The following is a 25,083-nucleotide window of genomic DNA, read 5'->3' as shown; positions in this document are numbered from 1 at the left end:
CGCTACGCGCCGGACGCCCCCGCTGTGCCCCGAGGGGCGCCGAACCCCGCCGGTCAGTCCTCGCTTGAGGCGCTCGGCAGCTTCGTCTGGATCAGGTCCATGACCGAGGAATCGGCCAGGGTGGTGACGTCACCGACCGCGCGGTCCTCCGCCACATCGCGCAGCAGGCGCCGCATGATCTTGCCGGACCGGGTCTTCGGCAGCTCCTGCACCGGGACGATCCGCTTCGGCTTGGCGATCGGGCCGAGAGTGGCGCCGACGTGGTTGCGCAGCTCCCCGACCAGGGTGTCCGTCTCGGAGGCGGTGCCGCGCAGGATCACGAACGCCACGATGGACTGACCGGTGGTCTCGTCCTTCGCGCCGACCACGGCCGCCTCGGCGACGGAGGGGTGCGAGACGAGGGCCGACTCCACCTCGGTGGTCGAGATGTTGTGGCCGGACACCAGCATCACGTCGTCCACCCGGCCCAGCAGCCAGATGTCGCCGTCTTCGTCCTTCTTGGCGCCGTCGCCGGCGAAGTACTTGCCCTCGAAGCGGGACCAGTAGGTGTCGATGAACCGCTGGTCGTCGCCCCAGATGGTGCGCAGCATCGAAGGCCACGGCTCGGTGAGGACGAGGTAGCCGCCTCCGCCGTTGGGGACCTCGCGGCCCTCGTCGTCCACCACGGTGGCCCCGATGCCGGGCAGTGCGCGCTGTGCGGATCCGGGCTTGGTCTCGGTGACGCCCGGCAGCGGTGAGATCATCATCGCGCCGGTCTCGGTCTGCCACCAGGTGTCCACGATCGGGCAGCGGTCGCCGCCGATGTGTTTGCGGTACCAGATCCAGGCCTCGGGGTTGATCGGTTCGCCGACCGAGCCCAGCACGCGCAGGCTCGACAGGTCGAACTTCGCGGGGATGTCGTCGCCCCACTTCATGAACGTGCGGATGGCCGTGGGCGCGGTGTAGAGGATGGTGACGCCGTACTTCTGCACGACCTCCCAGAACCGGCCCTGGTGCGGGGTGTCCGGCGTGCCCTCGTACATGACCTGGGTGGCGCCGTTGGCGAGCGGCCCGTAGACGATGTAGGAGTGCCCGGTGACCCAGCCGATGTCGGCGGTGCACCAGTAGACGTCGGTCTCCGGCTTGAGGTCGAAGACCGCGTTGTGGGTGTACGCGGCCTGCGTGAGGTAGCCGCCCGAGGTGTGCAGGATGCCCTTCGGCTTACCCGTGGTCCCCGAGGTGTAGAGGATGAAGAGCGGGTGCTCGGCATCGAAGGGCTGCGGGGTGTGCTCGGTGGACTGGCGGCCGACCACGTCGTGCCACCAGACGTCCCGGCCTTCGGTGAAGGCGGTGTCCTGTCCGGTGCGACGGACGACGAGCACGTGCTCGACCTGCGGGCACTTGGCGACGGCCTCGTCGATGGCGGGCTTGAGCGCGCTGGGCTTGCCGCGCCGGTAGCCGCCGTCGGAGGTGATCACCAGCTTGGCGTCGGCGTCCTGGATCCGGGAGGCGACGGCGTCGGCCGAGAAGCCGCCGAAGACCACCGAGTGCGCGGCGCCGAGGCGGGCGCACGCGAGCATCGCGACGACGGCCTCGGGGATCATCGGCAGGTAGACGGCGACCCGGTCGCCGGCCCGCACACCGAGCTCGGTGAGGGCGTTGGCGGCCTGGGAGACCTCGTCCTTGAGCTGGGCGTAGGTGATCGAGCGGCTGTCGCCCGGCTCGCCCTCGAAGTGCAGTGCGACGCGCTCGCCGTTGCCGGCCTCCACGTGCCGGTCCACACAGTTGTACGCGACGTTCAGCTTGCCGTCCGCGAACCACTTGGCGAAGGGCGGATTGGTCCAGTCGAGCGTCTGGGTCGGCTCGGTGTCCCAGTTCAGCCGCCGCGCCTGCTCGGCCCAGAAGCCCAGCCGGTCCGCGTCGGCCTGTGTGTACGCCGCCTCTGTCACGTTGGCGGCGGCGGCCAGATCGGCGGGCGGTGCGAACCGCCGCTCCTCTTTGAGCAGATTGGCCAGGCTGTCATTGCTCACGACATCTCCCTTTCCCAGGGTGTCCGTTGTGTCCCCGGGCATAGCTCATCAGTTCAGACGCCCAGGTGACAAGGGGTAGCCGTAAATTGGTTTAGACCTATACCACGCCAAGGCGTCGCGCATGACCGTCGTGCGCGCCCTCGCGGACGGCTCGCGGACGACGTGCCGACGGCCCCTTCCGTCGCGAGTGCGGGGAAGGGGCCGACAGCGTGCACGGATACGGGAGGGTATCGGTTCGGGCGGGCAGCGGGTCAGGCGCTCTGGCCCACGGTGTCGAAAACGCGGCAGTCGAAGAAGTCCTCGCCCTCCGACAGCAGGTACGCCTGGGCCTCGCCCACGTGGAAGTACATCCCGTGCAGCTCCAGGGTGCCCTCGGCCAGACGCCGGGCCACCGATTCGTGGGCCCGCAGGTGCTCCAACTGCTGGACCACGTTGGTCAGGCAGAGCTGTTCCACGGCGTCCGCCGGGAGCCGGCCCGAGATCCGGGCCCAGGCGTGGTGCCGGCTTGCCATCCGCTCCAGGCTGGGCAGCCCGTGCCGCAGCCACCGGCGCAGCGGGGTCATCGGAGCCCCGGGGTGGGAGTTCAGCAGGGCCTGCATGGCCCCGCAGCCCGAGTGCCCGCAGACCGTGATGCTGTCGACCTGGAGCACGTCCACGGCGTACTCGATGGCCGCCGCGACCGAGTCGTCCGTGGACTCGGCGCCGGGGAGGGGGACGAGGTTGCCGACGTTGCGGACGGTGAAGAGGTCGCCCGGCCCGCTGGCCGTGATCATGCTGGTCACCAGGCGGGAGTCCGCGCAGGTCAGGAAGAGCTGAGACGGCTGCTGCCCCTCCCGGGCCAACCGGGCCAGCTCGTCACGGACGTGCGGTGCGGTGTCCCGCTGGAAGGCGCCGATCCCGTTGGCCAGTTGACCCGCTCCGCGCCGCCGGACAGGGGCGGCCATGGCGTCGGGAGGACCTCCCGCCCCCGGAATCACCGGGGCCCGCATGCCGTCGGGGAGACCGGGGACGGCCGCCGGGGTCGCCGGCTGCTCGGGGTGCGTGACCCGGTGGTCGCAGTGGTTCTGCCAGGGCGTCCAGGGGCGGCAGCACTGGTGCGCCACCCGCCCGGAGTCGCCCCGGTGGCCACCGGACCCGCCGACCGCGGTGCTCCCGCCCACCGGTGCCCGGCCGGAGCCGGTCGAGGAATCCCGGCCCGACTCCGCCCCGTCGTGGGCAAGGGGCGCCGTCTCCTCCGGGTCCTCCGGCGAACGGCCACCGTGGGAGATGGCGGCGCCGGCCCGGCCGGTGAGCTTCACGGAGCCCCCGTGGGCGCGGTGCGAGTCCTGCCAGTCCTGGAGGATCTCGTAGGCCGCGTGGTCGATGAACGAGCCGTCCAACTCGATCACGACGTGGCCCCCGTGCGGGATCGAGTTCAGGACCCGGCTCAGGCGGGGCACGGCGAGGAAGGTCAACTGTCCTCGCGCGCGCACCCGGTGGACTCCGTCCGCCTCGGCCAGGGTGATCCTGGTGCGGGCCAGTCGGTGCAGGGCCAGGGCCACCGCGACGGCGATGCCGACGGCTGCGCCCTCCAGCACCCCGCCCAACACCACGGCCACGATGGTGGCCGCGTAGACCAGGACCTCCCGGTGCCGGGTGACCGTCCTCAGGTGCGTGATGCTGACCACCTGGATGCCGATGGCCAACACCAGTGCAGCGAGCGCCGCGAGGGGGATCAGGTCGAGGACCGGGACGAGCAGTCCGGCCGCGAGCACCACCCAGAGCCCGTGCAACATGGCCGATTTCCGACTGACCGCACCGGACTTGACGTTCGCCGCGCTGCGTACGGCCACGGCCGCGACGGGCAGCCCGCCGAGCATCCCGGAGACGATGTTGGCGGCGCCCTGACCGCGCAACTCGCGGTCGAGGTCGGCGCGGGGCGGGCGGTTGTCCGCGCCGCGCTCGGAGGCGATCAGCTTGTCGGTGGCGACCGAGGACATCAGGGACTCGACGCTGCCGACCAGGGTGATGGTCAACACGGCGGCGATCAGTCCGAGGACCGGACCCTGCGGGAGCTCCGGCAGGGCGTGGCTGCTCCAGGAGGGGAGGTTCACCCGAGGCAGGGAGAGCCCCGCCAGGGCCGCGAAGGCGGTGGCCGTGGCGACCGCGGCCAGTGCGGCGGGGATCTTGCGCAGGGCTCGTCCGGCCCGCCCGGGGATCCGGGACCAGCCCAGCAGGACGCACAGCGTCAGCGCGCTCACCCCGAGCGCGGCGGGGTGCAGATCGGCCAACTGGGCGGGAAGCCCGATCACGTTGGCGACGGCCGAACTCTGCGGGGTGCCGCCGAGGACGATGTGCAGCTGGGCCAGCGCGATGGTCACGCCGATGCCGGCGAGCATCCCGTGCATGATCGCCGGACTCACCAGGAGGGCCGAGCGGGCGGTGCGCAGGAAGGCCAGCGCGAGCTGGCAGCAGCCGGCGAGCACGGTGACGGCACAGGTGGTCCGCCACCCGTAGTGCTGGATCAGCCCGGCCGTCACCACGGTCAGTCCGGCGGTCGGCCCGCTGACCTGGAGGGGGGCCCCGCCGAGCCGGCCGGCGACGATCCCGCCCACGGCGGCGGCGACGAGCCCGGCCTGGAGGGGGGCGCCCGTGGCCAGCGCGATGCCGAGGGAGAGGGGTAGGGCGATGAGGAAGACGGCGACGGACGCGGACACGTCCGCTGAGAAGTCCTTGCGCGGACCTCTCGCGAGGGCGGTGGTCGGGGTGGTTGCTGTGCCTGTCATGGGTTCCCGTCTCCTCTGGGGAGGGATGAAGCGGCGGGAGTCTCAACACTCAGTAAACGGATGGTAATGGAGAGTAAAGAGTAGTGGTGGGGAATGCGGGCAAATGGTCTAGGAATTAGCACTGGAGGATGAATAGGCATTTTGTCTGGCTTGTCACACCTTCCTTAAAGCGGACCGCATGGGACGTTGCGTCGCGTAAGTCCTGCGATGGAACTGCGAGGGAGAGGTGTGCGGATGATCGCCGCCACGAAGAAGATCGCCGGCGGCCTGGTCGCCACGGCCCTGGTCTTGGGCGCTGCCGGGTGTGGCACCTCGGAGCCCGTCAAGCCCGCCCCCGGCGCACAGAACGCCAGGAAGGGCGCGGCCGCTCCGGAGGCCCCCGGCAGCGTCAACCGCCCCATCGGAGACGGCTCGACCGCGTACACCGGCACCCAGCCGAACGTGCAGAAGCCCCAGAAGCTCAAGCCCGGGGAGAAGCCCCCGCAGTTCGTGGTGTTCTCGTGGGACGGGGCCGGCGAGGACAGTCAGAAGCTCTTCTCGCACTTCCGCGAGGTCGGGAAGAAGTACAACGCCCGGATGACCTACTTCCTCAGCGGCGTGTACATGCTGCCGGAGGAGAAGCGTTCCCTCTACACCGCTCCGCAGCACTCCTCGGGCCGCTCCGACATCGGCTTCGGCGATCTCCAGGGCATCAAGGACACCGCCACCCAGGTCCGCGGGGCCTGGCTGGAGGGCAATGAGATCGGCACCCACTTCAACGGTCACTTCTGCGGCCCCGAGGGCGGCGTCGGAACCTGGTCGGTGGAGGAGTGGAAGAGCGAGATCAATCAGGCCAAGTCCTTCGTCAAGAACTGGAAGACGAACACGCCGGACCTCAAGGACCTGGAGGCGCTCCCCTTCGACTACGACAAGGAGATGATCGGAGCGCGCACCCCCTGCCTGGAGGGCCAGAAGAACTTCATGCTGGCCGCGAAGGACATGGGGTTCCGCTACGACTCCAGCGGCATCAGCAAGCAGATCTGGCCGAAGAAGACGGACGGGCTCTGGGACATCCCGCTCCAACTGGTACCCATGCCGGGCCGCGCCTTCGAGACGCTGAGCATGGACTACAACTACCTGGTGAATCAGTCCGGGACGACCACCCAGGGCGACCCGTCGCAGCACCAGTACTGGGGCGACCAGATGCGCGACGGCCTGAAGGAGGCCTTCGACCGCGTCTACAAGGGCAACCGCGCGCCGCTGATCATCGGCAACCACTTCGAATCCTGGAACGGCGGCACCTACATGCGTGCCGTCGAGGAGTCGATCGAGACCATGTGCACCCAGAAGGAGGTCCGCTGCGTGCCGTTCCGCGAGCTGGCCGACTGGCTCGACGCCCAGGACCCGAAGGCCCTGGAGTGGATGCGCTCGCTCGACGTCGGCGAGGCGCCGAAGGAGGGCTGGCAGAAGCTCCTCACCGCGGGGCCGCCGGCCAAGCCGGCCGCCCCGTCCGGTGCCGCGGTCAAGCCGGCTGAGGAGTCGGCCGCAGGTCCTGACGAGGGCTGACGAGGGCCTCGCTCAGGATGAAGTCGGGGTCGACCTGGTCCGCCAGGTCGACCCCGGTCTTGGCGTTGCCCCAGCTCTCCGCGTTGCGCAGGTGGAAGTGGACCATCTGCTCCGTGTACTTGGCCCAGTCGCGGTCGGCGTAGGAGTCCTCGGCCGCGTCCTGGAGCGCCTGCAGCGCCAGCCGGTTGGTGGCCTCCAGCAGCTCGAACCGGGCCGGGCGCCCCTTCTCCATCGCGCGCACCCAGTCGGAGTGGCCGAAGGTGACGAGGAGGTCCTCGCCCACTTCGTCCTGGAGGAACTCGATGTCCTCGGGCCCCTGCACCTTGTTCCCGACGACCTTGAGCGTGATCCCGAAGTCCCGGGCGTACTCCTTGTACTGCCGGTAGACCGAGACGCCCTTGAGGGTGGGCTCGGCGACGAGGAAGGTCATGTCGAAGCGGGTGAACATGCCCGAGGCGAAGGAGTCCGAGCCCGCCGTCATGTCGACGACCACGTACTCCTCCGGACCGTCGACCAGGTGGTTGAGGCAGAGTTCGACGGCCCCGACCTTGGAGTGGTAGCAGGCCACCCCCAGGTCGGCCTCGGTGAACGGCCCCGTCGCCATCAGTCGGACCGGCTCCCCGTCGAGCACCAGCGTCCGCGCGCAGGCCTCGAAGACGGGGTTGTCCTCGGTGACCCTCAGCAGCCGCGAGCCCGCGCCGGGCGGAGTGGTCTTGATCATGCTGTCGGTGGACGCGATGCGCGGATTGGAACCGCGCAGGTACTCCTTGATCAGCGGCAGGTGCGCGCCCAGGGCGGGCAGCGCGGCGGCCTCGTCCTCGGCGAGTCCGAGGGCGGCGCCGAGATGCTGGTTGATGTCGGCGTCCACCGCGACGACGGGGGCTTCGTTGGCTGCGAGGTGGCGGATGAAGAGGGAGGACAGCGTGGTCTTGCCGCTGCCGCCCTTTCCCACGAAAGCGATCTTCATGTTCACCAAGCGTAGTGGGTCGGTAGCGCCATGTGGTCAAGGTGAGTGAAGAAGACCACTCCAAGGAGGGGTCGGTGCCAGGGGTGGGCAGTGCGTAGGCTCCCTACTTATGAGTAGCGCAGCTGACCCGTTGGCGGCCCTGGGGGCGCTCCCGGGTGTCGCAGAGTCCGTGGATTCCGTACGCAAGGCCGTGGACCGGGTCTACGGGCACCGGGTGATGCGCCGGCGGAGCGGAGAGATCACCTCGGAGGCCGCGCTGCGCGCCGCCCGGGGGAGCGCGGCGCTGTCCGGAGCAGACTGGGCGCTGGAAGAGGTGCGCCGCCGGACCGACTTCGGCGCGGAGACCGATGCGCGAACGGTGGGCGCGGCCCTGCGCCTGACGGCCGAGGCCGGCCAACTGCTCAGCATCTGGAGGCAGTCGCCGCTCCGGGTCCTGGCCCGACTGCACCTGGTCGCCTGTGGATCGACCGAGGCCGGGGACGTGGTCGGCCGCCCGCGGCTGGCGGGCGAGCCGGTGGACGAACCGCTGGTGGAGCTGCCACTGCCGAGCGCGGACGAGGTCGCGGGGCGGCTGGACGGCCTGTCCCGGCTGATCATCGCCGGCGGGTCCGCTCCGGCGCTGATCACGGGAGCGGTCGTGCACGGAGAACTGCTGGCGCTGCGCCCCTTCGGCTCGTACAACGGCTTGGTCGCCCGCGCCGCGGAGCGGATCGTGCTGATCAACAGCGGTCTCGACCCGAAGGCGATCTGTCCGGCGGAGGCAGGGCACGCCGAGCAGGGGGCCGAGGCCTATCTGGAGGCCTTCGAGGGCTACGTCTCGGGCACCGCGGAGGGGATGGCCGCCTGGATCGCGCACTGCGGCCGGGCGATCGGACTCGGGGTGCGTGAGTCGACGGCGGTCTGCGAGGCGCTCCAGCGGGGCGCGGCGTAAGGGTCTCCGGTCCGGGGACGGGGCGGGCCTCGACGCGTAGGGGTCCGGGCATGGGTTGCGGCGACACCGTCTTGCTTTGGTGTCGCCGCTGGCACTTGCGCCCAGTTACCAAGCGTCCTCGATGATTGCCCATCAGGTCGGGAACTTAGCCCGTTCCCTGGTGCGGCTGGCCCGTAATCGACGGGTCGACGTCGCGTGGGTGCTCGGCGCTCATGCTTCGGTCCGTGGGCCTTACTGCGGTTTAAAGATGATCCTCTCGGATGTTCTTTGGTCTCGCGGGCCGTTGACTCCTTTGTACTCCGCTTCCGAGCGGAGCGAAACCCCTGGCCTGAGTTCTTTACTTTCCGGGACGAGTCGGGGTGATTCGGACAGGCCATATCGGTGCAGGCCCGGACAGTCGTGCAGGTCGGGACGGTCCGGCGGGCGGGGTCCGGGGCCGGTGCCCGGCGACCGGGGCCCCGCGACCGGGCCCGGGGTCCGGGGCCCGGTGGGGCGGGCTTCGGGTCAGGCGGAGGCGGTGCGCAGGGCGGCGCGACGTCGGCTGGCGTACCAGACGAGTCCGGCGGTGGCCGCGGCCGCTCCGACCGCCACCGCGGCGACCAGGGCCGGCCGGGCGGGCATCGAAAGTCCGGGTAGCCGCTGCTTGAGGCGCACCGGCTTGTTGAAGACCAGTACGGGCCACTCCCGGGCGACGGCCTCGCGCCTGAGGGCCCGGTCGGGGTTGACCGCGTGCGGATGCCCCACCGCCTCCAGCATCGGGACGTCGGTGAAGGAATCGCTGTACGCGTAGCAACGGGCGAGGTCGTACCCCTCGGACTCCGCCAGCTCGCGGACGGCCTCCGCCTTCGTGGGGCCGTAGGCGTAGTACTCGATCTCTCCGGTGAAGCAGCCGTCGTCGCCGACGACCATGCGCGTGGCCACCACCCGGTCCGCGCCGAGCATCTCGCCGATCGGCTCGACGACTTCGGCGCCCGAGGTCGACACGATCACGACGTCACGGCCGGCCGTGTGGTGGGCCTCGATCAGGGACGCGGCCTCGTCGTAGATGATCGGGTCGATCAGGTCGTGCAGGGCTTCGGCGACGATCTCCCGCACCTGCTGCACGTTCCACCCCTTGCAGAGGGCGGACAGGTACTCGCGCATGCGCTCCATCTGATCGTGGTCGGCGCCGCCGGCCAGGAAGATGAACTGCGTGTACGCGGTGCGCAACACGGCCCGCCGGTTGATCAGGCCGCCTTGGTAGAAGGACTTGCCGAACGTCAGGGTGCTCGACTTCGCAATGACCGTCTTGTCCAGGTCGAAGAAGGCAGCGGTTCGGGGCAAGGAGTGCGGCGAGGGCTGATTTTCCACGCCCCGAGCATATGCGCCCACCATTCGGCGTAAGGCGTGGCGCGTGGGTTTGCTTGAGAAGCCTCTCGGGTACACCATGGAAGTCACGGATCGTTCGCGACCGTGCTAACCCGGTCTGGCTCCTCCCCCCCCGAGTCGGACTGTGGGGACGACCCCCGCTCTCCCCCCCGGCGGGGGTCGTCGCATGTCCGGACGCGGTTCGCGTCCGATGCCTCGGCTCTCAGTGATCGTCATCCCGGCACCTCCCTCGTGGTGGGCCCGCATGACACGAGCCTTCACCCATCGAAGAGTCGTGACGCTGTGTAGTGGTTCCCGTGCGCTCGGGAACTCACCTGATGGTGTGGCGAAGTTATTCACAGCCCCCTTCTTGTCCACAGTTTTCGACCAAGATCCACTTCATTTTCCCGATCGCCGCAGTGTGATTCCGGCCGCGAAGTCCGCGGTTCGTGCATTCGCAGGGAGAAGGGGGCGGAGATCGTGGCTGGATCGAAGTCGTGTGAAGCAACGGCGCCCGTACCGGCCGGTGGACGGGGCCTGCCCGACCGCGCGCCGGGCGTCGGGCCCGGTGGTGGGCGGCCGCTGATCATCACGGAGGACCCGCTGTTGCTCGACGACCTGCTGCGGCTGTGCGCCGCGGCGGGCGCCGAACCGCACGTGCGGCATGCGGTGCCGGAGCCGAGCGGCGCCGGTGGTGAGCGTGGTGGCGGTGGTGAGCGCGTTGGCGATGGCGGTGTTCGGGACGTGGGCATCGACTGGGAGTCCGCCCCGCTCGTGCTGGTCGGCGACGACATCGCCCGCCGGATGGGCGGCGCGCCGCGTCGGGACGGGGTCCTGCTCGTCGGGCGGGATCTCGACGACCCCCTCGTGTGGCAGCGGGCGGTGGAGATCGGCGCCGAGGAGGTGCTCCGGCTTCCCGATGCGGAGCACCGGCTCGTCGACCGCATCGCCGACGTGATGGAAGGGGCCGGAAAGCCCGCCGTCACCGTCGGAGTCATCGGCGGCAGCGGCGGGGCCGGTGCCTCCACCCTCGCCTGCGCGCTCGCCCTCCGGGCAGCCCGGGCCGGGGAGCGCACCATCCTCATCGACGGCGACCCGCTCGGCGGAGGCGTGGACGTCCTGCTCGGCGGCGAGAGCGCGGAGGGGCTGCGCTGGCCCGATTTCGCCGCCTCCCGGGGCCGGGTCGGCGCCGGCGCCCTGGAGGAATCCCTGCCCGAGCTGCACGCCTTGCGCGTGCTCAGTTGGGACCGGGGGGAGCGGGTGGCGGTGCCGCCCGCGGCGGTGCGTTCGGTCGTGGCCGCCGCCCGCAGGCGGGGCGGGGTGGTCGTGGTCGACCTGCCCCGGCGGGTGGACGAGTCGGTGGCGGAGGTGCTGGCCCAACTGGACCTCGTGCTCCTCGTGGTCCCCGGAGAACTGCGGTCGGTGGCCGCGGCGGGGCGGGTGGCCGCCGGGGTGCGGATGCTGGCCCGGGACGTCCGCGTCGTCGTGCGGGGCCGGTGCCCGGACGGACTCGACGCCGAGGCCGTGGCGCGGCTGCTGAGGGCGCCGCTGGCCGGGGAGGTGCCGGTCGAGGTGGGGCTTCCCGGGCGGGTGGCCGAGGGGGAACCGCCGGGCGCGCGGGGCGCCCTGGCCCGCTTCTGCGACGGCTTCTGGCAGCGGGCGCTCGGTCCCGCTCAGGGGGCGCCGGTATGAACGTGATGCTGCTGGACGCAGTGCGCCACCACCTCGCGGAGAGCGGCGCCGAGCCGACGCCGGCGCGGGTGGCGGAGGCGCTGCGGGCCCAAGGGCGACTGCTGGGGGACGCCGAAGTACTGGGAGTGGCAGCCGAGTTGCGCAACGAACTGGTCGGCGCGGGCCCGTTGGAAGGTCTCCTGGCCGACCCCGGGGTCACCGATGTCCTGGTGGCCGCGCCGGACCGGGTGTGGGTGGACCGGGGTGGCGGGCTGGAACTGACCGGGGTGACCTTCCCGGACGCCGAGGCCGTGCGCCGACTGGCCCAGCGACTGGCCGCCGTCGCGGGACGCCGGCTGGACGACGCCAGGCCCTGGGTGGACGCCCGGCTGCCCGACGGCACCCGCCTGCACGCCGTGCTCCCTCCGGTCGCCGTCGGATCGGCCTGCCTGTCCCTGCGGGTGGTGCGGCCGAGGGCCTTCACCCTGGAGGAACTGGTGGCCGCCGGGACCCTGCCTCCGGGAGGACAGCGCCTGCTGCGGGCGATGGTGGAGGCCCGGCTCTCCTTCCTCGTCTCCGGGGGGACCGGTACGGGGAAGACCACCCTGCTGAGCGCCCTGCTCGGGCTGGTCGGGCCGGGCGAGCGGATCGTCCTCGCCGAGGACTCCGCCGAGTTGCGACCCGACCATCCCCACGTGGTGAGACTGGAGACCCGGCCGGCGAACCAGGAGGGGGCCGGTCTGGTCACCCTGGCCGACCTGGTCCGCCAGGCCCTGCGGATGCGGCCCGACCGGCTCGTGGTCGGCGAGGTGCGGGGCGCCGAGGTGGTCGATCTGCTCGCGGCCCTCAATACCGGGCACGAAGGAGGGTGCGGCACCGTGCACGCCAACGCCGCCGCGCATGTACCGGCCCGGCTGGAGGCCCTCGGCAGCGCCGCCGGTCTGGATCGGGCCGCACTGCACAGCCAGTTGGCGGCCGCGCTGACCATGGTGGTCCACCTGGTCCGGGACCGGGCGGGGCGTCGCCGGGTCGCCGAGGTGCACGTCCTGGAGCGGGACCCGACCGGGTTGGTGGTGACCGTGCCGGCGCTCCGGTGGGCTGCGCGCGGCTTCGTCCGGGAGCGGGGCTGGGCGCGGCTCGGTCCACTGCTCGGGGGCGCCTCGTGAATGCCGAGACCCTCGCGTCGGTGCCCGTGTTCGCGGGGGTGCTCTGCGCCGGTGCGGCCGGTTGGGTGCTGACCGGCGGCGATCGACTGCCCAGGCGCGTCCGGTTGGTGTTGGCCGGGGGAGCCGCGGTGGTGCCGGGTGCGTCGGTGCGGGCGGCGCGGGTGGTGGCGGCGTTGCGGGCCGGGGCCGACCGGTGGCCCGACTGGGTTCCGCCGGCGGTCGGGGTGGCCGTGGCCCTGCTGGGGTGGTCGCCCATCCCGTTGGTGTTGGGGGCCGCCGGAGTGCCCCTGCTGCGCAGGTGGTCGCGGGCCCGGGAGCGGGAGCGGGCGCGCGCCGCTCGGGCCGCCGGAGTGGTCGCGCTGTGCGGGGCCGTGGTCGGCGAGTTGAGGGCCGGGGCGCAGCCGGGCCAGGCGCTGACGGCGGGGGTGCGTCGGATGGTCGAGGAACCCGGTGGGCCGGGGGCCGCTGAGGCGGGGGTGCTCGCGGCGGCGGCCTTCGGTGGGGACGTGGCCGGAGCGCTGCGCGAGGCGGCCCGGGAACCGGGTGGGGAGGGGCTGGCCGGGATGGCGGCGTGTTGGCGGGTCTCGGTCGACGGGGGCGCCGGTCTGGCGGCCGGACTGGACCGGCTGGAGGGCGCGTTGCGGGCCGAGCGGGACCGGGAGGAGTCGCTGCGGGCCCAGTTGGCGGGGGCCAGGTCGACGGCCGTGGTCCTCGCGCTGCTCCCGTTGGTGGGGCTGCTCATCGGCACCGGGCTGGGGGCGGATCCGCTGCTGGTGTTGCTGCACTCCCCGATGGGGTGGGGCTGCCTGCTGGTGGGCGGGGTGTTGGAGGCGCTGGGACTGCTGTGGTGCCGGCGCATCGTGCGGGCGGGGGAGCGGTGATGGGTGGGGCGGTGGTCCACAGGCTGGGGACGGCCGTGTGCCTGGCGGTCATGGCCTGGTGCGCGGTGTCGGGGGTGACGGCTCGGCTGCGGAGTCGGGCTGCCGGACGTCGGCTCACGGTGCTGTTCCGGGCGGAGCCCGCGCGGAGCGGGCCGGAGTGGGGCCGCCGGATACGGGCGGCGGCGGTGGTGTGGGCGGGTCCGGCCGGGGCGTTCCTGGCGGGCTGGGTGTTGGTCGGCGGTGTACTCGGAGTGCCGGCCGGCTGCGGGGCGGCCTACGCGACGCACCGTCTGCTGGCTCGGGCTCGGCCGGCGGTCGGGGTCGATCCGCATGAGGCCGAGCGGCAGTTGCCCTTGGCCGCCGACCTGCTGGCCGCGTGTCTGGCGGCGGGAGCGGGGCCCGTGGAGGCGGCCGAGGTGGTGGGTGAGTCGTTGGGCGGCCCCGTCGGGGAGCGGCTCGCTTTCGCGGGGGCGCAGTTGAGGCTCGGCGGGGATCCGGTCTCCGCGTGGGGGAGCCTCGCGGAGATACCGGGGGCCCGGGGGCTGGCGGAGTGCCTGGAGCGGGCCGCGCGGACCGGGGCTCCGGCCGCGGAGCCGGTGTCCCGGCTGGCGGGGGCCCTGCGGGCGGAACGCTCCCGACAGGCGGGCGCCAGGGCGCAGCGGGCGGCGGTGCTTGTCACGGCTCCGGTGGGGCTCTGTTTTCTCCCCGCGTTCCTCGCGGTCGGGGTGGCCCCGGTGGTGATCGGAATGGCCTCCGGATTTCTCTCCGACCACTGACGAACCATCTGGATCACCGGAATCATCGGACCGGCCCGCATGCCGGAATCACAACCTGAAAGAACATCAAGAACGTAATCCCACTGGAGGGTGTCATGAAGGTCATCTGGAATCGTTTGCGGGCGGCGCTGAGTGGGCGCGGGCGCGATGACGGAATGTCGACTTCGGAATACGCCATGGGCACGATCGCGGCCTGTGCGTTCGCCGCGGTTCTGTACAAGGTGGTGACGAGTGACGTGGTTTCGACGGCGCTCCAGTCGACCATCGGGAAGGCGCTCGATGCGCCCTTCTGAAAGAAACCCGCGGGGAAGCGGGGACCGCGGATACGTGACGGCGGAGGCGGCCGTGGTGATCCCCGCGCTGGTGCTGTTCGCCGCCCTGCTGGTGTGGGCGCTGATGGCGGCCGCCGCGCAGATCCGGTGTGTGGACGCGGCCCGGGCCGGTGCCCGGGCGGTGGCCCGGTCGGAGTCCGTGGAAGCGGCACGGGCGGCGGCCCGGGAAGCCGCCCCGCCCGGGGCGGAGGTCGAGTTGGAGCGGTCGGGTGACCTGTGGCGGGTCCGGGTGGTGGCCCCGGCCCCCGGTCCCGACGGGCTCCCGGTCCGGCTGGGGGCGCGGGCGGCGGCCCTGGCCGAGGACAGCGTGGGGCCGCCGCCGTGAGCCGGGACCGGGGTTCCGCGACGGTGTGGGCCACCGTGGTCGTCACCGTCCTCGGGACGGTGTTCGGGGGCGTACTGCTCCTCGGCCAGGCGGTGGTCGCCCGACACCGGGCGGGAGCGGCGGCCGACCTCGCGGCCCTCGCGGCGGCGGCGACCTGGGCCCGGGGTCCCGAGGCGGCCTGCGCGACGGCCGCCCGGGTCGCCGGGGCCCAGGGGGCGGCGGTGGCGAGCTGCCGGGTCGGGGGCGAGGTCGCCGAGGTCACGGCCCGGGTCCGGGCGGGCCCCTTCGCCCCCGAGGTCCCGGCCCGCGCGGGCCCACCCCTGCTCCCCGAGCCATGACCCGACGGGGCGGCCCGGCCGCCCGGGCCGCCCCGTCGCCGGGGTGCCGGGGCTCGCGGTGCGGGCTCCTCCGCGCGGTGCGGGTGGGACCCGCCCCGGGTGGCCCAGGGGTCTCGGTGCGGGGCGCCCGGACGGTGTGGGCGCCCTGGGGCCCCCGGTCGGTCCAAGGCCCCTTCGGCGGGCGCCCAGGGGTGCTGGAGGGGCCTCCGTGCAGGCGGCCCCGGTGTCGGCGGCGCTCCCGGAGCCCGGGGGCGGAGGCTCAGGCCTCGGTCGGTCGGGCCGCACGGAGCGACACCTGGGCAGCCCAGATGCCTCAGGGGGCCGAGCGTCACCCGGGGTCGGGGTCGGGGGTCGGGGGCTCAGGGCGCCGGGCCGGGCAGCGCGGCGTGCGACGGGCCGCACGGTGGGCCGCCCGGGGTGCCCGGGCGGCCCGGGTGCCTGCCGGGGCCGGGGGCTCCGGGGCGCCGGTGGGACGGGCTGCTCGGGTGGTGTCCCCGGCGGCTCGGTCGTCGTCCCGGCGGGCCAAGCGCCCGAGTGGCCTGCGGGTCAGGCGCTCTGGGGGCGCCCTGGGTTACGCCTGCGGTCCTGCCACCACGGGTTACACCTGCGGGTCAGGTGCCCCGGGTTGCACCGGCGCGCCAGGGGTGGTCGGTGTCGCGGGCGGGCCGGAAGGCGTGGGGGCTTCTGGGGGTCGGGCGGGTCGGGAGCTACGGGGCCTCGTGGGGTTCCGGTGGGCCGGGAGCTACGGGGGGCTCCTGGGGTTCCGGTGGGCCGGGAGCTACGGGAGCTACGGGAGCTACGGGGGCTTCGTGGGTCTCGGGCACGACCGCGGGGGTGGAGGGTTCCGCTGGGGTGGGGGGGGCAGGGGGGTTCGGTGGGGACGACGGGGCGGGGGCGGGTGGGGCGAGGAGGCGGGTCAGGAGGCGGATGGCGCCGCGCTTGTGGAGGGGGTCGTTGCCGTTGCCGCACTTGGGCGACTGGATGCAGGAGGGGCAGCCGGCCTCGCACTCGCAGGCGGCGATGGCGTCCCGGGTGGCCGTCAGCCAGGCCCGGGCCGTGTGGAAGGCCCGCTCGGCGAAGCCCGCGCCGCCCGGGTGGCCGTCGTAGACGAACACGGTCGGGAGGAGGGTGTCGGGATGCAGCGGGACCGAGACCCCGCCGATGTCCCAGCGGTCGCAGGTGGCGAACAGCGGGAGCAGGCCGATGGAGGCGTGCTCGGCGGCGTGCAGGGCCCCGCCGAGGATCTCCGGGTTGATCCGGGCCTCGTCGAGTTGGTCCTCCGTCACGGTCCACCACACGGCCCTGGTGCGCAGGGTGCGCGGGGGCAGGTCCAGCTTGGCCTCCCCGAGCACCTCGCCGGTGATGAGCTTGCGCCGCAGGTAGGAGACGACCTGGTTGGTGACCTCCACGGAGCCGAAGCAGAGCCGGGCCGAGCCCCAGGGGATCTCGGTCTCGGTCTCCAGGATCGTGATGGCGGTGGTGTCGCGGGCCGTGGTGGAGAACGGCGGCGACGCCTGCTCGACCAGGGCCACGGAATCCTCCAGGTCCAGGTGCTTCACCAGGTAGGTCCGGCCCTGGTGGAGGTGGACGGCGCCCTCGTGGACGGCGGTGTGGGAGGCGGCCTCGTCCACCGTTCCCAGCAGCCTGCCGGTCCCGGCCTCCACGATCTGGACCGGCCGGCCCCCGCCGCCCCGGATGTCGGTGAGGTCCGAGGCCCGCTCGCGGCGGGTCCAGTGCCAGGCCGTGGCCCGGCGGCGCAGCAGCTTCGCCGCCTCCAGCTGGGGCAGCAGCTCCCGGGAGGCGGGGCCGAAGAGGTGCAGGTCGCTCTCGGTCAGGGGCAGCTCGGCCGCCGCCGCGCACAGGTGGGGGGCGAGGACGTACGGGTTGTCGGGGTCCAGCACGGTGGCTTCCACGGGCTGCCGGAAGAGGGCTTCGGGGTGGTGGACCAGGTAGGTGTCCAGGGGGTCGTCGCGGGCGACGAGGACGGCCAGGGCGCCCTGCCCCGCGCGGCCGGCGCGGCCCGCCTGCTGCCACAGGGAGGCCCGCGTGCCCGGGTACCCGGTGATCAGGACGGCGTCCAGGCCGGACACGTCGATGCCCAGCTCCAGGGCCGTGGTCGCGGCCAGCCCGAGCAGTTCCCCGGAGTGCAGGGCCCGCTCCAGGGCGCGCCGTTCCTCGGGCAGGTAGCCGCCCCGGTAGGCCGCGACACGCCGGGGCAGGGACCGGTCGACCTCCGCGAGCCGCTCCTGGGCGATCACGGCGATCAGCTCGGCGCCGCGCCGGGAGCGCACGAAGGCCACCGTACGGACCCCCTGCACGACCAGGTCGGTCAGCAGGTCGGCGGTCTCGGCGGTGGCGGTACGGCGCACCGGGGCGCCCTTCTCGCCCTTCAGGTCGGTCAGCGGCGGCTCCCACAGGGCGAAGACGACCTCGCCGCGCGGCGAGGCGTCGTCGGAGACCTCCGTGACCGCCACGCCGGTCAGCCGGGACGCGGCGGCCGCCGGATCGCTCGCCGTGGCGGAGGCCAGCAGGAAGACCGGCTCGGAGCCGTAGCGGGCGCACAGCCGCCGCAGCCGACGCAGGACCTGGGCCACGTGGGAGCCGAAGACCCCGCGGTAGGTGTGGCACTCGTCGATGACCACGTAGCGCAGGGCCTTCAGGAAGGAGGCCCAGCGGGCGTGGGAGGGCAGGATCCCCCGGTGCAGCATGTCGGGGTTGGTCAGCACGTAGTTGGCGTACTGGCGGACCCACTCGCGTTCCTCGAAGGGGGTGTCCCCGTCGTACACGGCGGCGCGTACGGCGTTCCCGAGGGGCGCGGCCAGTTCCCGTACCGAACGGCGCTGGTCGGCCGCGAGAGCCTTGGTGGGGGCCAGGTAGAGGACCGTGGCGCCCCGACCGTTGGGCGCCTCGGCGCCGTCCGCGAGGGCGGAGAGCACGGGGGCCAGGTAGGCCAGCGACTTGCCCGAGGCGGTTCCGGTGGCGACGACCACCGATTCCCCGTCCAGGGCGTGCTCGGCCACCGCGGCCTGGTGTTCCCACGGATGTTCGATCCCGGCGGCCTGGATGGCGGCTACGACATCCGTTCGGATGCGATCGGGCCAAACCGCATGACGACCCGCCCGAGGGGGCAAGTGCTCCGTATGGGTGATGCGCGCAGCCCGGGAAGGCCCCCGTGACAGGCGGTCCAAGACCGTGCCGGGGGTGGGTCTGGGGTCCGCGTGGGCCGTGGGCTGCCCGGGGCGGTGAGTGTTGGCCATTGGAACCGAGTGTGTCACCGGCGTGCGGGACAATGGTCCCAAGGCGTCGTGCGCGCCTGCCGGTAAGTGATTGAATGCCATCGCGGCAGCCGATCCCTCCCCTACCTTCGGGTGGGGAGGCCCCTGGGGGGCGCCGCTCGATAGCAAGGTGCTGGAGGATCCGTGGACCTGTCCCTGTCGACTCGCACTGTCGGCGACCGTACGGTCGTGGAGGTCGGTGGCGAGATTGATGTGTATACCGCGCCCAAGCTGCGCGAGCAGTTGGTGGAGTTGGTGAACGACGGCAGCTACCACTTGGTTGTCGACATGGAGCGAGTGGACTTCCTCGACTCCACCGGCCTCGGTGTGCTCGTGGGCGGACTCAAGCGCGTCCGTGCGCACGAGGGCTCGCTGCGCTTGGTGTGCAACCAGGAGCGCATTCTGAAGATCTTCCGGATCACCGGTCTGACGAAGGTGTTCCCGATCCACACCTCGGTGGAGGACGCGGTCAACGCCACCGACTGACGGAAGGCTCCGGATACCGAGGAGCCGATGAGGAGCGGGGGTACCGGGCCGTTGTCGGTCCGGGCCCCTGTCAAGGCACGCCCGTAGTCCGAGGGGGACGCACATGGCCACCGTTGAACTGCGCTTCAGCGCCCAGCCCGAACACGTCCGTACGGCCCGCCTGGTGGCAGCCGCGGTGGCGCGCCGGGCCGGGGTGGAGGAAGCCGTCCTCGACGAGGTCCGCCTCGCCGTGGGCGAGGCGTGTTCCCGTGCCGTCGGACTGCACCGCAGCAATGGGCTGACCGCGCCGGTCCGGGTCGTGCTGACCGAGGAGGAGAAGCAGTTCTCCATCGAGGTCGGCGACGAAGTGCCCGGTCCGGCCGGCGGTTTCCCCGGCACCGTGCCGGGGATCACCGCCGTCCTGGACCCGGACATCGACGGCGAGGACGAGATGGGTCTCGCGGTCATCAGCGGGCTCGTCGACGACGTCTCCGTCACCACTGGGGAGCACGGCGGAACGATTCGGATGAGCTGGCCCGTCTCGGGAGCCTCCGAACTCGCCTAGCGCGGACGGGGAGTCCGGGCCGCCGATGGGCTGTCCGCGCGTCCGGGCCGCCGACGGGCCGCCCGCGCCCACCGCCGTCGTATCTTCCGATCTTTATCAAGGCCCTGCTGAGCAGGGCCTTTTTTATTTTCCCGGAAAATTCCGCAGCTCGCCGAGCGTGCGTCACGGCCCGTCAATGCCTTTGCCCCATTACTACTTTCGAGGGTATTGGAGTGACGTGATCTATTGCTGAGGAGCGAGTGCAGGCCAATTCCGTTCCACGCCCACTGTTTTGATCAGGGCGCGCTCCCTACAATCCGTCCACATCTTGGGCTCATCACGTCAAGGAGGACGAATGACGGGGCTCTTCACCCCTATCGCGCCGGATCGCTTCGAAGATCTGGCAGGCGCAGTACTCACCGATGACAATCGGCTCATCGTTTTCGTGATCGCGGGCGTCGCGCTCGCCGCCCTCGTCGTCGCGCAGATCCTGGTCCGCCAGGTCCTCGCCGCCGACGAGGGGACCTCCGCGATGAAGGAGATCGCCGCGGCCGTACAGGAGGGCGCCAACGCCTATCTGGGACGGCAGTTGCGGACCCTCGGCGTCTTCGCCGTCGTGGTCTTCTTCCTGCTCTTCCTGCTCCCCGCCGACGACTGGTCGCAGCGGGCGGGACGGTCCGCCTTCTTCCTCGTCGGCGCGCTCTTCTCGGCCGCCACCGGCTACATCGGCATGCGGCTCGCGGTCCGCGCCAACGTGCGTGTCGCCGCGGCGGCACGCGAGGCCACCCCCGCCGAGGGCGAGCCCGCCAAGGACCTCACCGACGTCTCCCACAAGGCGATGAAGATCGCCTTCCGCACCGGCGGCGTCGTGGGCATGTTCACCGTCGGCCTCGGCCTGCTCGGCGCCTCGTGCGTCGTCCTGGTCTACGCCGCCGACGCGCCCAAGGTCCTGGAGGGCTTCGGCCTCGGCGCCGCGCTCATCGCGATGTTCATGCGCGTGGGCGGCGGCATCTTCACAAAGGCCGCCGACGTCGGCGCCGACCTGGTCGGCAAGGTCGAACAGGGCATTCCGGAGGACGATCCGCGCAATGCCGCGACCATCGCCGACAACGTGGGCGACAACGTCGGCGACTGCGCGGGGATGGCGGCCGACCTCTTCGAGTCCTACGCCGTCACCCTCGTGGCCGCGCTCATCCTGGGCAAGGCAGCCTTCGGGGACCTCGGTCTCGCCTTCCCGCTGATCGTGCCCGCCATCGGCGTCGTCACCGCGATGATCGGCATCTTCGCGGTCGCGCCGAAGCGCTCCGACCGCAGCGGGATGGCGGCGATCAACCGCGGATTCTTCATCTCCGCGGTGATCTCCCTGGTGCTCGTCGGGATCGCCGTCTACGCCTACCTGCCCGCCACCTACAAGGAGCTCGTCGGCGTCGAGGACGCGGCGATCTCCAACCACTCCGGGGACCCGCGCGTCCTGGCCGTCGTCGCCGTGGCGATCGGCATCGTGCTCGCGGCCCTCATCCAGCAGCTGACCGGCTACTTCACCGAGACCAGCCGCCGTCCCGTCCGGGACATCGGCAAGTCCTCGCTGACCGGCGCGGCCACCGTCGTCCTCGCCGGCATCTCCGTCGGCCTGGAGTCCGCCGTCTACACCGCACTGCTGATCGGCCTCGGCGTCTACGGGGCCTTCCTGCTCGGCGGGACCTCGATCATGCTGGCGCTGTTCGCCGTGGCCCTCGCCGGCACCGGTCTGCTCACCACCGTCGGCGTCATCGTCGCCATGGACACCTTCGGGCCGGTCTCCGACAACGCCCAGGGCATCGCGGAGATGTCCGGCGACGTCACCGGGGCCGGCGCCCAGGTGCTCACCGACCTCGACGCGGTCGGCAACACCACCAAGGCCATCACCAAGGGCATCGCCATCGCCACGGCCGTGCTCGCGGCGGCCGCGCTCTTCGGCTCGTACAACGACGCCATCGCCACCGCGGTCAAGCAGGTCGGGGCCAAGGCGGGCGAGATGAACCTCAGTCTCGACATCGCCCAGCCCAACAACCTGGTCGGCCTGATCCTGGGCGCGGCCGTCGTGTTCCTCTTCTCGGGCCTGGCCATCAACGCCGTCTCCCGCTCCGCGGGCGCCGTCGTCTACGAGGTGCGCCGGCAGTTCCGCGAGCACCCCGGGATCATGGACTACACCGAGAAGCCCGAGTACGGGCGCGTCGTGGACATCTGCACCAAGGACGCGCTGCGCGAACTCGCCACGCCCGGCCTGCTCGCCGTCCTGACCCCGATCGCGGTGGGCTTCTCCCTCGGCGTCGGGGCCCTCGGCTCCTTCCTCGCGGGCGCCATCGGCACCGGCACCCTGATGGCGGTCTTCCTCGCCAACTCCGGTGGGGCGTGGGACAACGCGAAGAAGCTGGTCGAGGACGGCCACCACGGCGGCAAGGGCAGTGAGGCCCACGCCGCGGTGGTCATCGGAGACACCGTCGGCGACCCCTTCAAGGACACCGCCGGACCGGCCATCAACCCGCTCCTGAAGGTGATGAACCTGGTGGCGCTGCTGATCGCCCCCGCCATCGTGCAGTTCAGCTACGGCGAGGACGCCAGCGCGGTCGTCCGGGCGGTCGTCGCGGTCCTCGCGATCGGGATCATCATCGGCGCGGTCTACGTCTCCAAGCGCCGCGGGATCGCCGTCGGCGACGACCCCGAGCCGGAGGCGGGGTCGGCCGACCGGGTGGCCCAGCAGAGCAGTCAGGCGGTCGTCTCCTGACCCCGGGAGCCACACGAACCGGCTGAACACCGGATGCGGCCCGGGGGACGGGCCCGGCGGGGGCCCGGCATACGGGCCCGAGGATGCGCCCGAAAGGCGGACGGGCGGCGCGGACTGACGCGCCGTCTGTCCGCCTTTGTGCTTACCCGGATGGCGGGCGTGTATCTTCCGGCCGAGACCTTCGAAGGGACCAATCCGGTGAACAAGAAGCTTGCGGCCGCGCTGTCCGGCGGTGCGGTACTGATGCTCGTCCTGTCCGGTTGCGGTGGTGGTGGGGACGACGGCGACAAGAAGGCCGACGCCTGGGCCAAGAAGGTCTGCGACCAGTGGGAGCCACAGCTCACGAAGATCAAGACGACCAACGACGAACTGAAGCGGGTGGCTTCGCAGAGCAGCAAGCCCGACGAGGTCCAGAAGACCGACTCGACCGCCTTCCAGACGCTGTCGGAGGCGTACAAGAGCATGGGCGGGTCCCTGTCGTCCGCCGGTGAGGCACCCGTCAAGGACGGCAAGACGGCCCAGGACTCGGTGGTCAAGAGCTACGACCAGATCTCCAAGGGCTACACCGATCTCAAGACGAAGATCGACGCCCTCGACGCCAAGGACCAGGCCAAGTTCGCGGAGGGCCTCCAGCAGGTCGCCGGCGGCCTGACCGAGGTCGCGGCCAACGAGACGGCGAGCAAGGAGAAGCTCAACTCGTCCGGCCTCAAGGTGATCTACGGCCAGCAGGGCTGCAAGGTCACCACCGAGGTGCCCAAGAGCTGAACGCGGGCGGCCCGCGACGGGCCGTACGCCGGGTGCGGGGCGGTCGGGATCCGAACGGACCCGGCCGCCCCGCGGCGTTCCCGGCGGCCCGGCGTCCGTTCACCCGTGGCCCGTGGCCCGTGGCCCGCGGCCCGTGATCGTGGCCCGCGGCCGCGGCGCGGTCCGGGCGCGTTCCCGGCGGGGCGGGCGAAGTCCGGGCGTGCGGCGTTCCCGGTCGTGTGGTCGTACGGATCGCCGGCGTCAGCGGCCACAATGGACGGGTGAGTACCACCAGCCTTCCCCAGCCCGATCGCGCCGCCGGACTCCGCGCCGCCCTGCTCGCCTCCGGCTTCACCGCCGACGGTCTGCTCGACCTGCTCGGCGCCCCCGCCTACGCCGCGCTCGCCCGCAGCGAGACGGTCCCCGCCCTGCGCGCCACCCGCAGCCACGGCGACGGCCCCCTCGGGAGCCTGGTCCGGCTGTTCCTGCTGCAGAGCCCCGTGCCGTACGCGCACGCCGCCGCCGCGCTGCCCGTCGACGACGCGCTCGCCGACGGTTGGCTCCGGCGCGAGGGCGACGAGGTGCGCGCCACCGTCGACGTGCGCCCGTACGGAGGCCCGGACGGCGAGGACTGGTTCATCGTTTCCGACCTCGGCTGCGCCGTCGGCGGGGCCGGTGGGATCGGCAGCCGCGAGGAGGGGGTGGTGCTCGGCGTCGGCGGTGCCTCCACCACGCTGGCCGGGATCACCGTTCGCCTCCCCGTCGACTCGGCCCTCGACCTCGGCACCGGTTCCGGGATCCAGGCCCTGCACGCCGTCCAACACGCCACCCGGGTCACCGCCACCGATGTCAACCCGCGGGCGCTCGACTTCACCCGTTTGACGCTGGCGCTCTCCGGGGCGCCGGAGGCCGAGCTGCTCGCCGGTTCGCTGTTCGAGCCGGTGGGCGAGGCGACGTACGACCTGATCGTGTCCAACCCGCCCTTCGTGATCTCGCCCGGCGCGCGGCTGACCTACCGCGACGGCGGCATGGGCGGCGACGACCTGTGCCGGACCCTCGTCCAGCAGGCCGGATCGCACCTGAACCCGGGCGGGTACGCCCAGTTCCTCGGCAACTGGCAGCACGTGGAGGGCGAGGACTGGCACGAGCGGGTCCGTTCCTGGGTGCCGCGCGGTTGCGACGCCTGGATCGTGCAGCGCGACGTGCAGGACGTCACCCAGTACGCCGAACTGTGGCTGCGCGACGGGGGCGACCACCGGGCCGATCCGGCCGAGTACGCGCGCCGTTACGAGGCCTGGCTGGACGAGTTCGAGGCCCGCGGGACCAATGCCGTCGGCTTCGGCTGGATCACCCTGCGCCGCAGTGACGCGGCCGAGCCCTCGATCGTCGTCGAGGAGTGGCCGCACTCGGTGGAACAGCCCCTCGGGGAGGCCGTCCTGGCCCACTTCGCCCGCCAGGACTACCTGCGCGAGAACGACGACGCCGCCCTGCTGGCGGGGTACTTCCGGCTCACCGCCGAGGTGGTCCAGGAGCAGGTCGGCCCGCCCGGGGCGGAGGACCCGGAGCACGTGGTGCTGCGCCAGTACCGGGGGATGCGGCGGGCCACCAAGGTCGACACCGTCGGAGCGGGCTTCGCCGGAGTGTGCGACGGCTCGCTCAGCGCGGGCCGGATCCTGGACGCGATCGCGCAGCTCGTCGAGGAGGACCCGGTCCTGCTGCGCGACCGGACCCCGGAGGCGATCCGGATGCTGGTGGAGCAGGGCTTCCTGGAGCCGGTCCAAGGCCCGCCGGCGGGCTGAGGCGTGGCGGGCCCTCGCGGGGCGCCGGGCGGCCCGCGACGGCCCGTACCCGTGATGTAACCCGGGGTTCGCCCGCCGTACCCCCACGGCTGTCAGGCTCCCCGGACAGCGGGATCCGGGGGGATCCCCGAGCGGCCCACGGGTAAAAGGGGGAACGGCATGGAGCGCGGTCCGGCGGTATTCGCGGCGACCGTCCTCCTGCTGTTCGGGACCGCTCTGCTGGTCTGGACGGGGGCGCGCGCTCTGCACCGCGCGCCGGTGGCCGAAGGCGTGCGCCCCGTTCTGGCCGTTCCTCTGGCGCTGCTCGCCGGGGCGGGTTCGCTGGCGCTCGGCGTCTGGTGCCTCCAGCGTTCCTGAGGCGCCGCTGAAGCGGAGCGCGAGCTTCCGCGACGCGCCCGGGGACGTTCCGCGGCGTCGGAAAGCGGCGCGACGCGGGGTG

At 72.4% G+C, this 25,083-nt stretch carries 20 protein-coding genes; 15 read left to right on the top strand and 5 right to left on the bottom strand.

Annotated features, from left to right (window positions below; genetic code table 11):
- Positions 1-53: 53 nt before the first annotated feature.
- Entirely contained in the window at positions 54-2,051 is a 1,998-nt protein-coding gene (gene acs, locus ACIOD1_RS26575; protein WP_365615524.1) for an acetate--CoA ligase, read from the bottom strand.
- A gap of 209 nt (positions 2,052-2,260) precedes the next feature.
- Entirely contained in the window at positions 2,261-4,774 is a 2,514-nt protein-coding gene (locus ACIOD1_RS26570; RefSeq protein WP_401905040.1) for a SulP family inorganic anion transporter, read from the bottom strand.
- 234 nt (positions 4,775-5,008) lie between these two features.
- Here ACIOD1_RS26570 and ACIOD1_RS26565 point away from each other — a divergent pair, with 234 nt between their 5' ends.
- The gene (locus ACIOD1_RS26565; RefSeq protein WP_365615518.1) at positions 5,009-6,319 is read left to right on the top strand and encodes a hypothetical protein; all 1,311 of its coding nucleotides are present in this window, start codon (positions 5,009-5,011) and stop codon (positions 6,317-6,319) included.
- Here the strand turns inward: ACIOD1_RS26565 and ACIOD1_RS26560 are convergent.
- Positions 6,276-7,286 (bottom strand): ATP-binding protein, encoded by a 1,011-nt coding sequence (locus ACIOD1_RS26560; RefSeq protein WP_365615515.1) that lies wholly within the window; start codon positions 7,284-7,286, stop codon positions 6,276-6,278. The genes ACIOD1_RS26565 and ACIOD1_RS26560 overlap by 44 nt on opposite strands.
- A gap of 109 nt (positions 7,287-7,395) precedes the next feature.
- Here ACIOD1_RS26560 and ACIOD1_RS26555 point away from each other — a divergent pair, with 109 nt between their 5' ends.
- Entirely contained in the window at positions 7,396-8,217 is an 822-nt protein-coding gene (locus ACIOD1_RS26555; RefSeq protein ID WP_401905036.1) for an oxidoreductase, read from the top strand.
- A gap of 504 nt (positions 8,218-8,721) precedes the next feature.
- On the opposite strand, the gene ACIOD1_RS26550 is transcribed toward ACIOD1_RS26555, so the two are convergent.
- Positions 8,722-9,591 carry an HAD-IB family hydrolase gene (locus ACIOD1_RS26550; protein WP_365615509.1) on the bottom strand — a complete coding sequence of 290 codons (870 nt, stop codon included), beginning with the start codon at positions 9,589-9,591 and terminating at the stop codon, positions 8,722-8,724.
- Between the two features lie 510 nt (positions 9,592-10,101).
- Between ACIOD1_RS26550 and ssd the strand changes: the two genes are divergently transcribed.
- The 7 genes from ssd to ACIOD1_RS26515 all read left to right on the top strand — a co-directional run bounded on the left by ssd (position 10,102) and on the right by ACIOD1_RS26515 (position 15,053).
- The gene (gene ssd, locus ACIOD1_RS26545) at positions 10,102-11,256 is read left to right on the top strand and encodes a septum site-determining protein Ssd (RefSeq protein WP_401905090.1); all 1,155 of its coding nucleotides are present in this window, start codon (positions 10,102-10,104) and stop codon (positions 11,254-11,256) included.
- A complete protein-coding gene (locus ACIOD1_RS26540; protein WP_401905033.1) occupies positions 11,253-12,401 on the top strand; it encodes a TadA family conjugal transfer-associated ATPase in 1,149 nt (382 codons plus the stop codon). The genes ssd and ACIOD1_RS26540 overlap by 4 nt, the downstream gene beginning before the upstream one ends.
- Positions 12,398-13,282 (top strand): type II secretion system F family protein, encoded by an 885-nt coding sequence (locus ACIOD1_RS26535; protein ID WP_401905031.1) that lies wholly within the window; start codon positions 12,398-12,400, stop codon positions 13,280-13,282. Before ACIOD1_RS26540 ends, ACIOD1_RS26535 begins: the two co-directional genes overlap by 4 nt.
- 11 nt (positions 13,283-13,293) lie before the next feature.
- Positions 13,294-14,058, top strand: coding sequence for a type II secretion system F family protein (locus ACIOD1_RS26530; RefSeq protein WP_401905028.1), 765 nt, complete (start codon positions 13,294-13,296; stop codon positions 14,056-14,058).
- 95 nt (positions 14,059-14,153) lie between these two features.
- Complete coding sequence (locus ACIOD1_RS26525) at positions 14,154-14,351, top strand: DUF4244 domain-containing protein (protein WP_365615497.1); 198 nt, start codon at positions 14,154-14,156, stop codon at positions 14,349-14,351.
- Entirely contained in the window at positions 14,338-14,715 is a 378-nt protein-coding gene (locus ACIOD1_RS26520; RefSeq protein ID WP_401905025.1) for a TadE family type IV pilus minor pilin, read from the top strand. Before ACIOD1_RS26525 ends, ACIOD1_RS26520 begins: the two co-directional genes overlap by 14 nt.
- Complete coding sequence (locus ACIOD1_RS26515) at positions 14,712-15,053, top strand: Rv3654c family TadE-like protein (RefSeq protein ID WP_365615491.1); 342 nt, start codon at positions 14,712-14,714, stop codon at positions 15,051-15,053. The genes ACIOD1_RS26520 and ACIOD1_RS26515 overlap by 4 nt, the downstream gene beginning before the upstream one ends.
- Before the next feature lie 707 nt (positions 15,054-15,760).
- Here ACIOD1_RS26515 and ACIOD1_RS26510 read toward each other — a convergent pair.
- Positions 15,761-18,391, bottom strand: coding sequence for a DEAD/DEAH box helicase (locus ACIOD1_RS26510; protein ID WP_401905022.1), 2,631 nt, complete (start codon positions 18,389-18,391; stop codon positions 15,761-15,763).
- Positions 18,392-18,472: 81 nt separating this feature from the next.
- On the opposite strand from ACIOD1_RS26510, the gene bldG reads away from it, so the two are divergent.
- The 6 genes from bldG to ACIOD1_RS26480 all read left to right on the top strand — a co-directional run bounded on the left by bldG (position 18,473) and on the right by ACIOD1_RS26480 (position 25,001).
- Positions 18,473-18,814, top strand: coding sequence for an anti-sigma factor antagonist BldG (bldG, locus tag ACIOD1_RS26505; protein WP_069920854.1), 342 nt, complete (start codon positions 18,473-18,475; stop codon positions 18,812-18,814).
- Between the two features lie 103 nt (positions 18,815-18,917).
- Positions 18,918-19,358, top strand: a complete 441-nt coding sequence (locus ACIOD1_RS26500) for an ATP-binding protein (protein WP_365615485.1) — start codon at positions 18,918-18,920, stop codon at positions 19,356-19,358.
- Between the two features lie 334 nt (positions 19,359-19,692).
- Positions 19,693-22,101, top strand: a complete 2,409-nt coding sequence (locus ACIOD1_RS26495) for a sodium-translocating pyrophosphatase (RefSeq protein WP_365615482.1) — start codon at positions 19,693-19,695, stop codon at positions 22,099-22,101.
- 198 nt (positions 22,102-22,299) lie between these two features.
- On the top strand, positions 22,300-22,866 hold the full coding sequence (locus ACIOD1_RS26490) for a small secreted protein (RefSeq protein WP_401905017.1): 567 nt from the start codon (positions 22,300-22,302) through the stop codon (positions 22,864-22,866).
- 260 nt (positions 22,867-23,126) lie between these two features.
- Positions 23,127-24,644 carry a class I SAM-dependent methyltransferase gene (locus ACIOD1_RS26485; RefSeq protein WP_365615476.1) on the top strand — a complete coding sequence of 506 codons (1,518 nt, stop codon included), beginning with the start codon at positions 23,127-23,129 and terminating at the stop codon, positions 24,642-24,644.
- A gap of 159 nt (positions 24,645-24,803) precedes the next feature.
- Positions 24,804-25,001, top strand: coding sequence for a hypothetical protein (locus ACIOD1_RS26480; RefSeq protein WP_365615473.1), 198 nt, complete (start codon positions 24,804-24,806; stop codon positions 24,999-25,001).
- The last annotated feature ends 82 nt before the right edge of the window (positions 25,002-25,083 follow it).

The organism is Streptomyces sp. NPDC088097, from assembly GCF_044741845.1.
Lineage (GTDB): Bacteria > Actinomycetota > Actinomycetes > Streptomycetales > Streptomycetaceae > Streptomyces.
Note: the sequence above shows the minus strand (reverse complement) of the source record. Positions and strands in the feature narration are given on the sequence as shown.

What these genes read in the sequence shown, in the direction of transcription:
- ACIOD1_RS26570 (WP_401905040.1), bottom strand. Translation starts at nt 4,774, where the DNA reads ATGACAGGCACAGCAACCACCCCGACCACCGCCCTCGCGAGAGGTCCG.
- ACIOD1_RS26495 (WP_365615482.1), top strand. Translation starts at nt 19,693, where the DNA reads ATGACGGGGCTCTTCACCCCTATCGCGCCGGATCGCTTCGAAGATCTG.
- ACIOD1_RS26555 (WP_401905036.1), top strand. Translation starts at nt 7,396, where the DNA reads ATGAGTAGCGCAGCTGACCCGTTGGCGGCCCTGGGGGCGCTCCCGGGT.
- ACIOD1_RS26565 (WP_365615518.1), top strand. Translation starts at nt 5,009, where the DNA reads ATGATCGCCGCCACGAAGAAGATCGCCGGCGGCCTGGTCGCCACGGCC.
- ACIOD1_RS26510 (WP_401905022.1), bottom strand. Translation starts at nt 18,391, where the DNA reads ATGGCATTCAATCACTTACCGGCAGGCGCGCACGACGCCTTGGGACCA.
- ACIOD1_RS26540 (WP_401905033.1), top strand. Translation starts at nt 11,253, where the DNA reads ATGAACGTGATGCTGCTGGACGCAGTGCGCCACCACCTCGCGGAGAGC.
- ACIOD1_RS26525 (WP_365615497.1), top strand. Translation starts at nt 14,154, where the DNA reads ATGAAGGTCATCTGGAATCGTTTGCGGGCGGCGCTGAGTGGGCGCGGG.
- ACIOD1_RS26520 (WP_401905025.1), top strand. Translation starts at nt 14,338, where the DNA reads ATGCGCCCTTCTGAAAGAAACCCGCGGGGAAGCGGGGACCGCGGATAC.
- ACIOD1_RS26550 (WP_365615509.1), bottom strand. Translation starts at nt 9,591, where the DNA reads ATGGTGGGCGCATATGCTCGGGGCGTGGAAAATCAGCCCTCGCCGCAC.
- acs (WP_365615524.1), bottom strand. Translation starts at nt 2,051, where the DNA reads ATGCCCGGGGACACAACGGACACCCTGGGAAAGGGAGATGTCGTGAGC.
- ACIOD1_RS26500 (WP_365615485.1), top strand. Translation starts at nt 18,918, where the DNA reads ATGGCCACCGTTGAACTGCGCTTCAGCGCCCAGCCCGAACACGTCCGT.
- ACIOD1_RS26480 (WP_365615473.1), top strand. Translation starts at nt 24,804, where the DNA reads ATGGAGCGCGGTCCGGCGGTATTCGCGGCGACCGTCCTCCTGCTGTTC.
- ACIOD1_RS26560 (WP_365615515.1), bottom strand. Translation starts at nt 7,286, where the DNA reads ATGAAGATCGCTTTCGTGGGAAAGGGCGGCAGCGGCAAGACCACGCTG.